Here is a 17386-nt window from a genome sequence, read left to right on the forward strand (position 1 = left end):
GTCGATTGCCAATTGCCCATTGCCTGTTGATGTTATTCAGTGGCCAGCTTTAAATGAGCGATCACCTGGGCAGGGTCTTCAAAATCAAACGCTATCTTATCTTCGTTCTTCACCTTGCGCAAGCCTTCCAACAATATTTTATCATTTTCCTTTACCCCTTCCCTGATCACATACAGGTCGGGGATCTCGGCTTCAATGGTGATGGGTGTTAACTTCACCACGTTGTTCTTATCCACTACATAAACATATTTGCGATCCATGATCTCGAGGGTAGCTTTCTGTGGAATAATGATGGCGTCTTTCAACTGCTCTTTCATCAGTATGCTGCCGGTTTCGCCGTGCCGCAACAAGCCTTCCTGATTGGGGAATGTTGCCCTGAACGCAATGTTACCCGTTTCATTGTTGAACTCGGCCTCGATCGTCTCTACATACCCTGGATGTTTGAACAGCTGTTTGTTGGCCATCAGCAGCTCTACCTTTCCCTTTTCTTTTCGTTTAATACCCGACTGATAATTCAGGTACTCGGGTTCCGACACATTAAAGTATACCCACATCTGGCTGTTGTCTGACAGGCTGGTCAATAACTCACCTTCTTCCACCAGGCTACCCAGTTTTAAATGCAGCTGATCAACAATGCCATCGAAAGGCGCCCTGATGTCGGTGAATGCCAGGTGCGCTTTGGCCAACGCCAATTCCGCCTTCGCTTTTTTCGCTTTCGCCAACGCAAGCGCCAGCTCATTTTTAGATACTACATTCCTGTCGGCCAGCGACTGCGTGTTCTGCACTTCAATAGCTGCCGCCTGCGCTTCTGCCTCTGCTTTCTCCAATTCGGCCTGGTAAAGCGTAGGCATGATCTTGAATAACAACTGTCCCTTTTTTACAAACTGGCCTTCGTCAACGTATATATTCTGGAGGTAACCTTTCTCCTGCGCTTTCACTTCAATGTTCCTGATCGACCGGATCTGGCATACGTATTCTTTGGTAATGGTCGTGTCCATTTTGATGGCACTGGTCACCAGTAATTTCGCAGGTTCTTCCTTTTTCTCTTCTGTTGGTTTACAGCTTGCATAGCACAATACAGCACACAAGCCGGTGAGTTGGAAAATTCTTTTCATAAAATGTATGGGGTCTTAATTCGAATTTGTCTGGCCATTTTTGCAATTGCACCTGGCATACACACCCGATCCCTATAGCTGAAAAACTATACAGACAGAGTAAACTGCAGGAAACACTGAAGCGTATTATGCAGCTGCAGCCAGAAGAGAGGAATCAGATCCTGATGGCACAGTGGAAAATGAATTTGCAGGCGGCCGGGAGGGAGAAATGGGCACAGAAGGGCAGGCGGTTATTGTAATTATAAATGCCTGCTACTGCCGGGGATTGAATCAGGGAGAAACGATCGTTGGCAACATTCTTTTTACCCGCTTTTGATTCGTCCTCATCGTCATCGACCTCCGGATCCGCGATGGCGTGGTGGGCATTATTGCTTTCAGAGCAAGGGGCATGGCCCTGCAGCAGCCGGTGATGGTGAATGGCAGAATAGCCGACCGGTGCTGCTTCTTTGAGAATATCTTTTGGAATGCAGCCGGTTTGTACAGGAGATGCCTGCGCATAACCTGCCAACAACAACATAAAAAACAACAGGGATCTAAGGAACAACTTCATAGCTGGCTTCCAAAAGGTTTGTCGATCATCAGCTCTTATTGCAAGAATTGTAACAATCAACAATAATTAACGATAGACCGCAAATAAGCGATTCTTTACAACTTTTTCTCAATAATCGCACACAAAAACATCCCATTAACAATTGACCGATTGGAATAGCCGTAGCTGATTAGATGACACTATTTAATATTCTGCCAATATATCCTTCTATTGGAGTAACGCCAGTAATTCGCGGAAATCAGCGATCTTCTTTACACCGGTCTTTTCTTCGTATCGACGATACTTATCATACCAAATGGCATCGAAGCCGAGTTCCTGCGCGGCTTTTATTTCTGAATGGAGATCATCTCCTACCACCAGCATTTCTTCCGGGGCAAACCCATACCGGTGTTGTATTTCGGCAAACACATCTTTTTTTACCTGGCTGGTAGTGGATGGATCAATGATATGGATCTCTTTAAAATCTTTTTGAAGTTGCATCCGGTCAATTTTGCTTTGCTGCATCTTTTTGAAACCGGTGGTCACCAGGAATTTATCAATGGGCAACTGTTTTACCAGGGCATAGTCTTCGAATGGCTCTATGCTCCCTTCATACGCCAGTCCTTTTAATATTGCCAAACTCTGGCTGGTTAGCGCTTCATTGAAATGATAGTCCTTCGCCACCTGCTGAAAAGGCCGCCGCATGACTTCATCCTTAATATTGGGCAGGTTCTCAGCCTGACTTCCCTCCTGTTCGATCAACGCAAACAAAGGTGCAAATAGTTGATGCCCGATCTGTGGCACGGGAAAAATGGTATTGTCAAGGTCGAAAATGATCGCTCTCTTCTTCATATGCCGGGTTTGTCAATTCAAAGCTAAAACTATTCCAATAACGGCGCCCGGCTCTGGCTTCTCTTTATAAAGACCGGATATAACTAATATGAATTCCTCTGAAACAATCATCCGCACATCCGTGCGGAACATAACCGCACGTTGATATCATGCCATCATTTTCCGTTTCAAAAAAATAATCTGCATCGTCCGGTCCTGCCAGCCATTCATTTTTTGCTCTGGCATATATGTCGTCCAGGGTAACTGCAGGGGCGGCGGCATCCGCCGTATGTGATCCCACCTGGCTTTCATCTTCAACCCATTCTCTCAAAATAGCTACCGTTCCATTACGGGCAGTATCTCCTTTTAATATATACTTCCGTTCTGTTACCTTTCCCGCTTTAACCGTTATTGTCGTATAATAGCCAAGGCCTATCCATGAGCCCGAGACCACCTCGTACGTATAGGAATTGCCAGTTGTTTCTTTAAATTGCTGCCAGGCTGAATAACTTTGCCGGTACTCAAACGCCTCTTTAATGCCATCTTTTTTACAGGCGCTTACCGTAAATAACGACAAAATTGTCAAGAGACTGAATAATCGTTTCATATAACAGGTTTTGGTAAGCGCGTGACACCTGATTGCGGCCCTTCGTTGCAGCGCTGGCAATAATAAGCCGTGCTGAATTTTTTACCTGTTATTTATTATTAGAACTCCGCCAGATAGGGGAAATCATTCTACAATACGCAGGACGCCTAACGCTAAACCTGTAACGCTTAATGCCGAACGTTTATATGTGCCACACTCAACCGAAGAGTGCAACATAATTTTTATTAGCTTTTAATTTCCGGTTGGGGATTATTAACAGATCCATTGGCAAATGGCCCGGGCCCGTTACTGAACAACAAAGTTTGTGTCGGCAATGCGAACTGAATACCTTCTTTTTTAAACGTGTTCAAAATGGCCATGTAAATAGCCTGCTGGCGATCCATATACAAATTATAATCGGGGCTTAAGATGAAATATACCACCTCAAAGGTCAGGCTAAACTGCCCGAACGCAGAAAAATGCGCCCGGTCGAATGTGGTATCTTTTTGCGCTAAAATGATGTCTTTTACCAAACCTGGTATTTTTTCCACTTTCTCAGGCGGCGTGTTGTACACCACCCCGAAGTTGAACTGTACGCGCCGTTTTTCCATGCGTTTGTAATTGTGAATACGGGAGTTCACGAGGTTGGTATTTGAACAGATCAACTGCTCACCACTGAGGGTCCTGATGCGGGTGCTTTTCACGCCAATATATTCTACGGAACCCATTTTATCGTCTACAATGATAAAATCGTCTATTTCGAATGGCTTATCGAAGAAGATAACAAAGTAGTTGAACAGATCGCCTAAAATGTTTTGAGATGCTAGCGCTATGGCCACACCACCAATACCCAGGCCAGTGATCACCGACGTTATATTATACCCTAAGTTATTCACGAGGAACACCAGCGCCAGGATCCACAACACCACATTTACAATAATGATGATGCCCCGTACCTGCTTGCGCTTTTCAATGTCTTCCCTGCTATGTCCCAGTGCATTGTTGATCAAATAATTCAATGCTGAGGTAATCGTTTTGATAATGATAAAGGTAACTACGACCATTACGGCAATTTGCAGTAACCTGTCAACTTTAGGACTTAATGCCAGATAGGAAAGACCGGCATATAAAGCACCCAGGTACAAAGCGGGGATCAGCGCTCCCTCTGCCAATTGCACAATAAAATCGTCGATCGTTGTACGGGTATGTGCTGAAAAACTTTTAAAACGTTTTAACAAAATTGACCGGCCTATACGTATTACTGCCCAGGAACCAAGAATAATACCAAAAGCTATTAACCAATTTAACAAACTGTTTCCCAATATGATCTTATCCCACCACTCCATGCTTTTTTTCCTTTTGACCCGAAAATTCCATGCCATGTCAGTCAATGGCGCCTGCTTCACTAAATCTTAATGATCTTGTAATAATGTTTTAATGTATTGCTTTCAGCCAGTATTAAAACAAAAGGCGAAAAGGTGGCTGCCATCGCTTTGATGTTTAATCAGGCAATTACATATCTTTAAAAGAAAATAACCTGACACATGAGACCAATCCCAGTACTTGCCCTGCTAGCCCTGTTAGCCGCCTGTAATACCGATAAGAAACCAGCCGCATCTCTTACGGGCACCTGGCAATTGCTAACGGGAACCATTATCGAAAAAAATGATACAACCGTTACTGATTATACAAAGGACAAAAAATTCATTAAGGTGATCAATGATTCTCATTTCTGTTTTATGGGGCATGATCTTAAACAGGGTAAAGATTCGGCCAATGCCTTCTTCTCTGCCGGCGGCGGTACCTACACGTTAAAAGACAGTACTTATACGGAGCACCTGCAATACTGCAGCGACCGCGCCTGGGAGAACAATGAATTTCATTTTACGGTTACCATTCACAATGATACGCTCATACAACAAGGCAAGGAAAAAGTAGCCGGTACGAATATCGACCGGCTGAATATTGAGAAATATGTACGGGTGAAAGGAGAATGACCTGTCAGGTCCGCTTAACCTACCGGCCGGGCAAGTTGCTAATGCAGACCTTACAGGTCAGTAATTATCCGGCAACAACTCAGCGATGTTCAAATTCATATGTCATTCCAGCCATGGTATTAAAGTCATACAGATTGCCTGTATTCAGCGTAATGCCTTTAAGTGTTGCTTTTTCGGATACTATTGGTTTGCTGATGGCTGCCACGGCATAAAATGGATTAGGATTGCTGCCGCCGGCCGGCTGTAATGTTATCTTTCCTTTAGGCGTCAGTGCGCCGGGGACGCGTAACCGGCAGTTGCCGCCTAACCTGGATCGTATTTTTACATAGGTGAGCCTGCCTGCTGCCCATTTCATGTCGATAACAAAGCCGCCCCGCGCTACCAGTCCCTTTACACTTCCCTGTTTCCATTGATCGGGAATGGCAGGCAATAAATGAATGGCCCCATCGTGCGACTGCATCAGCATTTCGGCAATACCTGATGTACAACCGAAATTACCATCGATCTGGAAAGGGGGATGCGCATCAAAGAGGTTGGGATAGGTGCCGCCGTTCTGTCCATGTTGTTCCAACGGCGCGGGCGTAAGCTGGTCGGTTATCAGTTTATACGCCCGGTTGCCATCGAGCAGGCGCGCCCATAAATTCACTTTCCACCCCATGGACCAGCCGGTCGATTTATCGCCCCGCATAACCAGCGTATTCCGCGCTGCTTCAAACAGCTCCGGACTATTTCCCGGCGAGATCTGGTTGCTGGGGAATAATCCGTATAAATGCGACACATGCCGGTGCTGGTCATCCGCTTTGTCAAGGTCCTGCAGCCATTCCTGTAACTGGCCGTATTGCCCTACCTGCATAGGCGGCAACCGTTTTATCATGGTTTGTAAGGTATCCGTAAAGTTTTTATCTAATGATAGAATGGTTGCAGCATGAATGGCATTGGAAAACACATCAAATACCAGTTGATTGTCCATTGTAGTACCCGCACTGATACCCACGCCACTCATGTATGTGTTCTCTGGCGACATGGAGGGCGCTACCACCAGCCAGTTGTGCGATGGCTCCTGCTGCAATACATCTACATAAAATAAAGCAGCGCCTTTCAATACCGGGTATATGTTTTTTAAAAATGCCTTGTCACCAGTGTACAGGTAATGCTGCCACAGGTGCTGGCTCAACCAGGCGCCGCCCATGGGCCACATGCCATAAAAACCACCGTCTACCGGCCCCGTTATTCGCCACAGATCGGTATTGTGATGCAGGTTCCAGCCCCGTGCACGGTACATCTGCTGCGCGCTCTCCTTCCCCGTTTCCGCCAGCTCTTTCAACATGGTGAAGAGGGGTTCATGCATTTCGGGTAATGCAGTAACTTCTGCCGGCCAGTAATTCATTTCGGTATTGATGTTCACCGTGTATTTGCTATCCCAGGGCGGACTTAGCTTATCATTCCATTTTCCCTGCAGGTTGGCGGGTTGACTGCCGGGCCAGGAGCTCGTGATGAGCAGGTAACGGCCGAACTGAAAATACAATGGTACCAGGGCCGGATCATTCCCATTGATAAATTCTGCGATGCGAACATCGGTTGGTTTTGCCATGGAAGCGGTAGCGCCCAGGTTGAGCTGAACGCGATCGAAATATTTTTTGTAGGCTGCTATGTGCGCCTCTTTAATAGCGCCGAATGGTTTGGCTGTTGCGGCAGTGAGCGCCTTCGTCGCTTTTGCCGCTTCATTGCCGCTGATGTCTTTATAATTGATGAAATTGGTGCCAATTGCCATATAAAGCGTAACGGCATTGGCTTTGCTGATCACAATACCGGTATCAGTAAACGAAAGTTTACCACCTTCTGCTTTTGGCAATACCTGCACCTGGTACCGCAGCCTGCCGGTTTTGTTATCGTTATTGGAAGAAACACCGGTCAGCATTAATTTTCCCTGTCGGGTTTGAATGGTATATTCTTTATACGGCGTTGTCATGCCCAGGGTACAGGATAAGCTGCCTGGCTTGCTGGCCGAGAAGCGTACCATAATAATATTATCTGTGACCGGTGCTATGTACTCGCGCTTATACCTGACGCCGTTCGACTCGTAAGAGACAGTGGCAATGGCATTGCTGATATCGAGGTCGCGCTGGTAGGTGGTTATGTTATCCTGGTCGTGAAACCGGATCATCAAATTACCGGCAGTTTGGTAAGGCATTCCATAATTGCAACCAGCAGGCGCATTACGTGGAAATGTTTTGTTCGAGAGGTCCTGCGCTTCCTTATTCCTGCCTTCAAACAGCAGTTTCCTTATCTGCTGAATGGAATCGTATACATTTGGAATGATATTGTTACCGGGTTCTCCGGCCCAGATCGTTTCTTCGTTCAACTGCAGGCGTTCATTGTTTACATCGCCAAACACCATGGCTGCCAGGCGGCCATTGCCTATAGGCAGGGCTTCATTCCAACCAGCCGCCGGTTTGTCGTACCAGAGCCGCATGGGGTTGGGATCAGCTTGTTGTGCACTAAGCGCAAAGGACAGCAGCAAAGCCAAAACAACTGATGAAAGCGAGGCTGACGGGCAGGTTGTTTTTTTCATATGTAGCTGGAAATTATAACAACTTTAATGATGTGGCAAACCTATTTGCCGCAGCGTTAAAACAGGTTCAATAATTGTCCCTTTTGGTTCAATTTTTATTGTAGCTGCCAAAAAAAGGGCAGCGGTAAAAACCGCTGCCCGCCTTTTCGCTTTCCCTGGATCTTTTGTTCGCGACCCATCATTCCCAGCCTCCGCCCAGGGAACGGTACAGCTGGATTTGAGAGATATAAATATTTTTCTTCTGCTCCAGTAATTGCAACTCTGCCTCCAGCACATTCTTTTGCGCCGTGATCACCTCCAGGTAAGAGGCATAACCGGTAAGGTATAATTCCCGGGCCGATGAAACGGCTGCCTGTAATTCCTGCACTTCCTGCAACTTGAGGGCATACGATTTTTTGAAATTCTCCACCGCACTCATATTGGTGACCACTTCGCTGTAGGCATTCAGCAACTTTTGCTGGTAGTTATATACCGATTCCCTGCTGGCTGCATTGGCCATCACGTATTGGGCTTTCAACCGGCGTTGCTGAAACAACGGGGCAGTAAGCCCACCGGCGATGCCGTAAGCTGCGCTGCCCGCATTGAATAGCAGTGAAGGTGTAAATGCATTGAGTGCTATGTATGGGTTAAGCGTTAATGATGGCAAAAAAGCCGCCCGGGCTGCCTGCACCATTTCGTTACTGGCCCGCATATCATATTCTGCCTGCTGTACATCAGGCCGGGCCGATAAGAGGCTGGCGGGTAATCCGCTTTCCAATGAAACTGCTACCGATTCGGGCAATGCCGTATCGCGGCTGATCTGCCCGGGGTATTTACCGGCCAGGGCATTCAATTCATTCTCAACGCGGGTGCGTTCCTGCAGGATACGATATTCAATACCCCGGGTATTCAGTAATTGGGCCCTGAATTGCTGCACCGCCAGCTCATTGGCGCGACCGCCCGCTTTTTGCGCTTCCACAATTTCCACGGCGTGTTGTTGAAGCTCTATGTTCTTTTTTACAATTTCAAGTTCTGTATCGAGGCCCAATAAATTATAGTAGCCTTCTGCAAGTGTGGCTACCAGTGACGTTATGATCAATTGCCTGCCCTTTTCTGTTGCCAGCAGCTCTGCCTGTGCGGCTTTCTTCTGATGGCGCAGTTTACCCCAAAGATCTATCTCCCAGGAGCTGGTGAAGCCAATGAACATATCAGTGGTTGGGCTCACGGGTATCTTCTGGTCTTTGCCAATGTTGGGCGACAAATTGGTGTCGAAATTACCTACCCCATTCAGCGTGTAATCGCCGTACCTGTCTGCCGCTGCACTAACAACGCCATTTACGGAAGGTAAAAAAGCGCCTTTCCGTTCTGCCAGGCGGGCATGCGCCATGGCAATGCGTTGCATGGCCATGTTCAGATCGGTATTATCTTTTAAGGCCGATTCAATAAAATTGTGCAACCGGGTATCGGGAAATATTTCCTTGAACGCCAACCTCGTTGAATCAGTACCGGCGGTTGTGACACCGGTTGTATCGCTATACCGCTCCGGCAATGGTTTAACCCGTGGCAAAGGTGACGGCTGCATTACTTTGCAACCCGTCACTGTGCCAACGGCTAAAACAACAAAAAACCCTAAAAATTTATGTTTCATTATTTAATTACGTTAATGTTGGTGAATGGTCAATGGTGAGTGGTGAATAGCTCCCGAAATTCTCAATTCACAACTTTACTTTCACCACCTCAAATTCACTGCCTCCTGCCTTTTCTGACTTCCGACTTCTGACCTCTGACTTCTGGCCTCTGATTTCCGATTTCACGACTCCTCATGTACCATATGCTCAGTCAGCGGCTCACCGTCGGCGATCTTCGCATTCTTCTTCAATCTTCTTTTACGGCTGAGCATGAACAATCCATACAATCCCGGAATCAGGAAAATTCCAAAGATGGTACCGATCAACATACCGCCGGCAGCAGCGTTCCCGATGGAACGGTTACCCATAGCGCCTGCGCCACTGGCTATACACAAGGGTATCAGACCGGCAATGAAAGCGAATGACGTCATCAGGATCGGGCGCAACCTCGATACGGCGCCTTGTTTGGCGGCTTCCACTACGGAAGCACCTGCCCGTCGCCGTTGCACGGCCACTTCCACAATAAGGATGGCATTCTTGGCCAGCAACCCGATCAACATGATCAACGCTACCTGTGCATAAATATTATTCTCCAAACCCATTGCCCATAACAAACCAAACGCACCGGCCACACCGGCTGGCAGTGACAGGATCACCGCCAGCGGCAGCAAAAAGCTTTCGTATTGTGCGGCCAGCAACAGGTATACAAACACTAAACAGACTATAAAAATATAAACGGCCTGGTTACCCGAAATGATCTGCTCACGCGTCATGCCGCTCCATTCATACGTATACCCTTTTGGTAAAACGCTATCTGCTACGTGCTGAATGGCATTGATAGCCTGTCCGCTCGAGTAACCCGGTGTAGCGTCACCGTTGATCATGGCCGCCGTGTACATATTATACCGGGATATTTGTTCGGGACCGTATACCTTTTCCATGGTGATGAAATTGGAATAAGGCACCATTTCGCCTTTGTCGTTCTTCACATATAACTTTAACACGTCTTCAGGGTTGGCGCGGTAAAACGGCAGGGCCTGCAACATCACTTTATACATCTGTTCGAAACGGATAAAGTTGGTGGCATAATAACTACCCAGCAGCGTTTGCAATGTGTTCATCGCATCTGCAACACTTACGCCCTGTTTGGCAGCCATTTCCTGGTCAACATGGATCAGGTATTGCGGGAAGTTGGGATTAAAGCTGGTATTGGCGCCCGAGATAGCAGGATGCTGTTTCAGCGTGGTCAGGAATTTGTCTGACACTTCTGCCATCTCCTGCAAGCTGGAATTTCGGTTCTTATTCAATAACCGGAATTCAAAACCGCCGGCATTACCAAAACCAGGAACGGTAGGTGGTTCAAAGTATTCAACCACCGCATCGGAGATATGACTGGTACGGCTCTTTAGCACCTTCATGATCTCTTCCACGCTTTCATCTCTTTCATCCCAGGTTTTTAAATTGATCATGGCCATGCCATACGATGCACCGGAAACGTCACTCATCAAACTATAACCGGCCAGGGTGCTCACATTATCGATGCTCTTTTCACCGGCTATGGCTTTTTGCACCAGGTCAAGCACTTCCTCCGTACGTTCAACCGTTGAACCGGGTGGTGTGGTAACGTTCACATAGATCATACTCTGGTCTTCGGCCGGAATAAAACCGGAAGGCAGGAATTTCGAGATGCCCCAGGTAGCCACGCAAAAGAATGCCAGCATGCCCAGGGTGATCGCTTTACGCTTTACCATCTTCTGCACCATCCGGCCATAGGATGCTTCCGTTTTATTGTACACTTTGTTAAAACCGCCGAAGAATTTATCCAGCAGGTTTTTCTTTCGCTTCTTCCCGTGGTTATGCTTCAACATCAGGGCGCACAGGGCCGGTGTGAGCGTTAAGGCATTAATACCGGAGATCACGATCGACATTGCCAGTGTCAGTGAGAACTGCCGGTAGAATACCCCCACCGGCCCGGAGAGGAAGGCAACGGGTACAAACACTGCCGACATTACGCCTGTGATGGCGACAATAGCGCCGCCAATTTCTTTCATGGCCGCAATGGTGGCTTCGGTTGGCGGCAAATGTTCCTCGGTCATTTTTACGTGCACCGCTTCCACCACCACGATCGCATTATCTACCACGATACCAATGGCCAGTACCAGGGCGAACAGCGTTAACATGTTGATGGAGAAGCCGAGCATTTGCATAAATGCGAGGGTACCGATCAGGGCTACGGGTACCGCCAATGCAGGGATGAGGGTAGAACGGAAGTCCTGCAGGAAGATGAACACTACGATAAACACCAGGATGAATGCTTCCATCAAAGTGCGCAGCACTTCATGAATGCTCGCATCCAGAAAGCGTGATACGTCGTAGGCATAGTTATAGGTCATGCCGGGCGGGAAGGAAGTTTCTTTCAGCTCTTCCATCTTGGCCTTGATGGTCTGGATCACTTCCCTCGCATTGGAGCCCGGCCGTTGTTTTATGAGGATAGACGCCGAGGGACGGCCATCTGTTTTCGACACCATGTCGTAACTCACTGTACCGAACTCTACATCTGCTATGTCTTTCAACCGCAACAGGGATCCGTCGTCATTGGCCCGCAAGACCACATTCTTGTATTGATCAGGCGTGTTGAATTTACCGGTATATTTTAAAATGTATTGTTTGGCCTGTTTGTCCTTGCCGGAGTTTTCACCGGTTGAACCGGGCGCCGCTTCGATATTCTGGTTACGCAATGCCGTAATGATCTCCTCGGTTGAGATATTATAGGCCAATAATTTGTCAGGCTTTAACCATACCCGCATAGAATAGTCACGGGCACCCATGATATCTACGAAGCCCACCCCGTTGATGCGTTTTAACTCCTGCAATACGTTGATGTCGGTGAAATTGTAAATGAACTCTTCATCGGCGGTGCTGTCCTCACTCATGATGTTCAAATACAACAGCATGGAATTCACTTCTTTTTCTGAAGTAACACCGGCTTTGATCACTTCTTCCGGCAGCTGGTCAAGTACGGTTGTCACGCGGTTCTGCACATTCACCGCGGCCAGATCGGGATCGGTGCCCACCTCGAAGAACACCTGTATCAGGGTGACCCCGTTGTTACTGCTCACCGAACTCATGTAGGTCATGCCGGGCACACCGTTAATGGCCCGCTCCAATGGTACGGCTACCGCTTTGGTACAAACGTCGGCATTGGCGCCGTTATAGGTAGCGGTTACCACTACCGATGGCGGCACGATATCGGGGAATTGGGTTACGGGCAGGGAAAATAAGGACAGTACGCCCAGTAATAATATGACAATGGAAATTACAAGCGACAAAATAGGCCGCCTGATAAATAGCTCAAACATGCTTGCTGGTTTTTCTACTTTTTTAGAATATTATTGAAGTACTGTTTGACTGTTATTACAACAATCAATTAACAGCAAGGCTGTCTGTAGCTATCATACGCGGTTTTATTGTACTTCCCTCTCTGATATTCTGCACACCTTCATAGATGATACGGTCGCCTTCGTCGAGGCCCGACTTAACCAGCACGAAATCATCGATCCTTGATTCCGGTTCAAAGCCTTTCATTCGCACTTTCAGGTCATTGCCCAGTACAAATACATAGTTCCGGTCCTGGATCTCCAATACGGAGCGTTGGGGTATCATCAATGCTTTTTTAACATTGGTGGTAAGCAGGATATTACCGCTGGCGCCATGTTTCAGCATTTTGGTAGGATTGGGGAATACCGCTCTAAAGGCAATAGAACCGGTTTCAGTATCAAACTCCCCTTCCATGGTCTCAATTTTTCCTGGGTATTTGTAAACAGTACCGTCTGCCAGCTGTAACTCGGCAGCAGATTGCTGGCGGTTACCCTCCTGTTTACTTTTTACATAATTGAGGTATTCTTTTTCAGATACTTTGAAGTATACATGCATGGCATGGATATCCGATACGCTGGTGAGCAGGGTGCCTTCTGAAATAAGGCTTCCGCGTTTTTGCAGGATGCGGTCGATGATGCCATCGAAGGGCGCCCTTACGGTTGTATAGGAAAGACTGATCCTGGCTTTTTCTTCTTTGGCCCGGGCTTCATCTACTTTCGCTTTTGCAGCAGCGAGCTTGGCATTGGCCAGATCCAGGTCGCTTTCGGTTACGATCTTTTTATCTACGAGCGACTGAACCCGGCGCAGTTCTACTTCTGCACTTTTCACTTCGGCCTGCGCGCTGGTCAACGAGGCTTTTGCTTCAGACAGCTGTACTTTAAATTCGGCATCATTCAGGGTAAACATTACCTGTCCTTTCTTTACCAGCTGCCCTTCATCGACCATAATATTTTCCAGGAACCCGGATACTTTCGCCCGCAGCTCAACGTGCTGATAAGCATTGATGCTTGCCACGTACGACTTGTGCAGGGTAGTATCCTTGCTCTTCAATTCAAAAACAGGTAACTCTATAACTTCTACTTCCTTTTCGGTATTTCCTTTAACACCACAACCTGTTAGCCAGATTATGCACAAAATATTAATTGCTGCAAAAGCTTTCATGCTCATACAAAGTTTAAATAAGTATATGAATGGAATGGCCATTGGGCCAGACAATCTATTTAGGAATATGCAAGCACACGATCGCCATACTTATATTATAAGCAGGCCGGGCATTTGTATGTACGTTACTCAGAAAGGTGTGAGCCGGAAAAGAAACAGGTAATAAAATGGTGGAAGATGCGCTGTGGTCGCGTTCTGAAGGGCTGACTCCGAGAGTGGACAGTACGTTTCAACCGGTGTGGTGGTCTGCACGTGACTGATCCTTAAATAAGATGCGGCCCTAAACCTGGTTCTGAACTTGGTTTGCTTTTTGGCCGGATGATGGCTAATGAAAACAGCCTGGTCTTCATGGTCCACCGCCTGCAGCTGTACCGGCATGCTAATGGCATTAGCCAGATCGCTTTTCAGCGATCGCTCGTGCCTGCCGGTTCCAGCCATCGCGATGGTACCTAACAGTAGATAAACAATAAATTGAAATATATACTTGTTATTCACAGATCAGGATTTTTTCCAGGTGAACTGCCGCGCAAAAGTACTAAGGCAAAAAGAATATTTCCCTTTTAAAGGATTAAATATTTGTTGAAACGGTTGCAACCTCTCTAAATTATTCAGCCTTTTCCTGTTTTTTTAAGTGTATCATCAACAATACTCATTGATTTTTAATTACATTCTAATACGGGCTAAACGCTAAAACCACATGCAAATAAAAGACCTCCCCAAAATGTTGGGGAGGTCAATTTAGTTTCCGTTCCTGTGCCTCCTGACTTACACAGGCCAGAAAAAGATGTAAGGGATACTAGGATATTGGATCTTCTATCTTGCTCAGATATTGTAAACTATTCTTATGGCCTGGTATATAACAAGGTGCCAAAACCGAGCTGGTCGTAGCCGCCGCTGCCTGTACCATAATCTCCGCCACCACCTTCGGGGTAAGACCTATTCATCCCTATAAGTGTGTAAGGCGCAGTCAATCCTTTGCGTTTCACATAATGGTTGTAGATCATTGTATATATCGGACGCACCTCGCCTCTTTCCGCCTCACTGATTTTCGTGTGCACAACCGTTGTATCACAATCCTTGTAATCATAGGACTTCCAGGGCACTTCTTCCATGGCAATATTGTATTTGGCATTATATTCTGATGCTTTCAGGAACATATTGTCGTTAAAGCCGTAGAAATCATCGCCCTGATGCCAGGCCATTTCGCAAATGGTAGCCAACATCGCAATTACCAGTGTAGCATGGCCCTGGTCGCGGCCGCTTTCTTGCAACTGCGCCAGCCCCTGGTCTTTGTGAACATAATAGATCGCTTTCCTGATGTTGCCGTTTCCTCCACCGCGTTGAAAATAATTCACGGCTTCATTGTACAACTCACGTTTATCGGTCAATATACCGATGGCCATCACGGAAGCAATATTCCCTAAGTCCCAGTTAGCCCAGTAGTGATCGATGCAGGAACCATTGTGGTTTACCAGGAAGTCATGGTTCTTCGGATAAAAAACGGTCAGCATCCACTGTTTGTATGCCTCGAAGTCCTGCTTAGCCCAATTCTGGTAATCGCGCATCAGTTCACCGGCCAGCGCAAACTGGTAGCCGTAAAAACCGGCAGCCAGGAACACATTGGGGTCACCGCTTAATTTTTTACAGGTAGCAGCCCAGGCATTCAGTATTAGAATGGCATTATCAGCGTACCTGGTATCGCCTTCGATCTTCCAGCGGATTGCCAACTGATAAGCCGCCGCCGCATCATTCATTGCGCGGGAATAATTATCCGCATCGGGTTCTTCGCGGCTTTTGCCACCCCTGATCAGTTTTTCAACCGGATTAGGTGTGTATGGAATTTGTGCACGCTTATTAGCTATGAGCTTTTCCCATCCGGCTGTAATTTCTACATGTTTCGCAGCAAGCGCCGTTTTAATGCGCTCAAAATCTTCGGTTACGTTCAATCCGCCGGGATGCAGTAATGCCGTCCCCGGAGGTAAGGTATCAATATATTTTACCGGAGTTATAATGTTAGTAGAATCATATAATTCATCGTACTCTTCGCCGCCTTTTTTTGAGCAATCTACCATCGATACACTCAACACCAGGCCAAGTACAGAAATAACAGCGAGTCGTTTCATAGTATTTTGGAGCTTTTGGAAAAATTAATGTTTGTTGTTATTGCCTGTTCTTATAGAAAAGAGCGAATATCTGGTCTCCATTCAACGCCTCATCGAAAATCTCGAATTCATCTACCATACCACCAAAGGCAGGTTCTTTCACCACTCCGTTCGTTGGTGCACCGATATACACTTTATTATGATTGAACAGCGTTGGGCTTGCTTTCACATCGAGCGCTAATTCAGCTATCTTCTGACCATCCATATAAACTCTTTGGATATGCTCGTCAGTTGAAATTGTCATTGCCACGTGATGCCATTCTTTGGCCGGAAGTGGTCTGTCGGCTTTTGCGTCAAATGCGGTGAAAGGCGTGAACTCAGGTATTTTTTCAAATATCAGCCGGCCCAGCATGTTAGGCCCCTGGTTGGTTTGCATCCTGGTCATTAAAGCCATGCGAAGACCTCTGGCCTGGCCAAAATCAAATACAGGCTCCTGTACCCAGTTGGAATCATTCGACCAGTTTACCCAGCAGGAAACGGTGATGTTTGCATGCTTGCTTATCTGTGGCGGGCATGCAAGAAACTGGTTATTCGTTGTTAAGAAATTAGATGCTCCGGGTAATACAACTGCCTGACCGTTCACACCGGCAGCATAACTCATAGGTTTACCCCAGTCTTTGTATGAGTAGGTAGCAGCAGTACCACCCATTTTGTCGGCCAGGTTGCCTTCGAATGCCAGCCAGTAAACGGGATTGGGTACAGAGGCCACCGCTCTGAAGAGGGGTCCGGTTACCGGGTAGTTATTTACAGATACCTGTATATTTCCAGAGGTAAATCCTTGTGGTAAAGCCACTTTCAGCAACGTATCGGTAATCTCAGTGATAGCTGCAGTGGTTCCGTTAAAATCTACTTTTACTTTTGCAGGATCAGCGCCAAACCCGGTACCAGCTATTTCAACCGTTTCACCTGGTAAACCAATATCCTTGCTGGCCGTTTTTACAACCGGCGGGGGAACCACTTTGAATGAACCTACAGAATCGATCATGTGTGTCCAAACCTGTAAACTTACTTTACCACTAATGGCATCGCCGGGTACTTTTACAACGATCTTACCATCTACGCAGGAAACGATCGTATCGGCCTGAATACCATTAAAAAATACTTTTACTGCATTTTTATAGTCGCCAAAACTGGAACCGTCAATTGTTACCTCATTAAAACCGGCATAACCGCTATCGGGAAACATGCCTTTTGGTTCCGGTGCAGGATACCCGTAGATTTTTAAATCTGGCGATTTGGTACAACCTGCATAAACAACTGCTGCCGCCATTATCGCTGGTATGAACTTCAAATTTTTTATAAATGATTTCATATTATAAGGAATTAAAACAGTTTTCAAAATAGCGGGTTGGCAATAGGCAATCGACATCAATTTGCTATCTCCCGACTGGATAGGAGCTAGAAATTGTTTTTGCTCCTCTCATTATGTCAACTGCCTATTGTCAACT

The 17386-nt window shown here is 46.8% G+C and carries 13 protein-coding genes; 1 reads left to right on the forward strand and 12 read right to left on the reverse strand.

Going from position 1 to position 17386, the window contains the following annotated elements; all coding sequences use genetic code 11:
• Positions 1-32: 32 nt before the first annotated feature.
• The 5 genes from JUB15_RS20850 to JUB15_RS20870 form a co-directional block, all read right to left on the reverse strand.
• A complete protein-coding gene (locus JUB15_RS20850; protein ID WP_207514585.1) occupies positions 33-1115 on the reverse strand; it encodes an efflux RND transporter periplasmic adaptor subunit in 1083 nt (360 codons plus the stop codon).
• A 154-nt stretch (positions 1116-1269) separates the two neighbouring features.
• On the reverse strand, positions 1270-1665 hold the full coding sequence (locus JUB15_RS20855; protein WP_207514586.1) for a hypothetical protein: 396 nt from the start codon (positions 1663-1665) through the stop codon (positions 1270-1272).
• Between the two features lie 207 nt (positions 1666-1872).
• The gene (locus tag JUB15_RS20860) at positions 1873-2496 is read right to left on the reverse strand and encodes an HAD family hydrolase (RefSeq protein WP_207514587.1); all 624 of its coding nucleotides are present in this window, start codon (positions 2494-2496) and stop codon (positions 1873-1875) included.
• A gap of 64 nt (positions 2497-2560) precedes the next feature.
• Positions 2561-3082: a hypothetical protein gene (locus JUB15_RS20865; protein ID WP_207514588.1), complete on the reverse strand. Its 522-nt coding sequence runs from the start codon at positions 3080-3082 to the stop codon at positions 2561-2563.
• 224 nt (positions 3083-3306) lie between these two features.
• Positions 3307-4407: a mechanosensitive ion channel family protein gene (locus JUB15_RS20870; protein WP_207514589.1), complete on the reverse strand. Its 1101-nt coding sequence runs from the start codon at positions 4405-4407 to the stop codon at positions 3307-3309.
• 198 nt (positions 4408-4605) lie between these two features.
• Here JUB15_RS20870 and JUB15_RS20875 point away from each other — a divergent pair, with 198 nt between their 5' ends.
• Entirely contained in the window at positions 4606-5058 is a 453-nt protein-coding gene (locus tag JUB15_RS20875; protein WP_207514590.1) for a DUF4488 domain-containing protein, read from the forward strand.
• Positions 5059-5137: 79 nt separating this feature from the next.
• Here JUB15_RS20875 and JUB15_RS20880 read toward each other — a convergent pair whose 3' ends face one another.
• The 7 genes from JUB15_RS20880 to JUB15_RS20910 form a co-directional block, all read right to left on the reverse strand.
• Positions 5138-7630 (reverse strand): glycoside hydrolase family 95 protein, encoded by a 2493-nt coding sequence (locus JUB15_RS20880; RefSeq protein WP_207514591.1) that lies wholly within the window; start codon positions 7628-7630, stop codon positions 5138-5140.
• Positions 7631-7808: 178 nt separating this feature from the next.
• Entirely contained in the window at positions 7809-9257 is a 1449-nt protein-coding gene (locus JUB15_RS20885) for a TolC family protein (protein ID WP_207514592.1), read from the reverse strand.
• 162 nt (positions 9258-9419) lie between these two features.
• Positions 9420-12596: an efflux RND transporter permease subunit gene (locus JUB15_RS20890; protein WP_207514593.1), complete on the reverse strand. Its 3177-nt coding sequence runs from the start codon at positions 12594-12596 to the stop codon at positions 9420-9422.
• Positions 12597-12660: 64 nt separating this feature from the next.
• The gene (locus tag JUB15_RS20895) at positions 12661-13776 is read right to left on the reverse strand and encodes an efflux RND transporter periplasmic adaptor subunit (protein WP_207514594.1); all 1116 of its coding nucleotides are present in this window, start codon (positions 13774-13776) and stop codon (positions 12661-12663) included.
• A 129-nt stretch (positions 13777-13905) separates the two neighbouring features.
• Positions 13906-14271, reverse strand: a complete 366-nt coding sequence (locus JUB15_RS20900; RefSeq protein WP_207514595.1) for a hypothetical protein — start codon at positions 14269-14271, stop codon at positions 13906-13908.
• Between the two features lie 347 nt (positions 14272-14618).
• A complete protein-coding gene (locus JUB15_RS20905; protein WP_207514596.1) occupies positions 14619-15899 on the reverse strand; it encodes an alginate lyase family protein in 1281 nt (426 codons plus the stop codon).
• Positions 15900-15936: 37 nt separating this feature from the next.
• A complete protein-coding gene (locus JUB15_RS20910; RefSeq protein WP_207514597.1) occupies positions 15937-17250 on the reverse strand; it encodes a LamG-like jellyroll fold domain-containing protein in 1314 nt (437 codons plus the stop codon).
• Positions 17251-17386: the final 136 nt, after the last annotated feature.

The sequence above is a fragment of the Longitalea luteola genome (assembly GCF_017356035.1).
In the GTDB taxonomy this organism is placed as follows: domain Bacteria; phylum Bacteroidota; class Bacteroidia; order Chitinophagales; family Chitinophagaceae; genus Niastella; species Niastella luteola.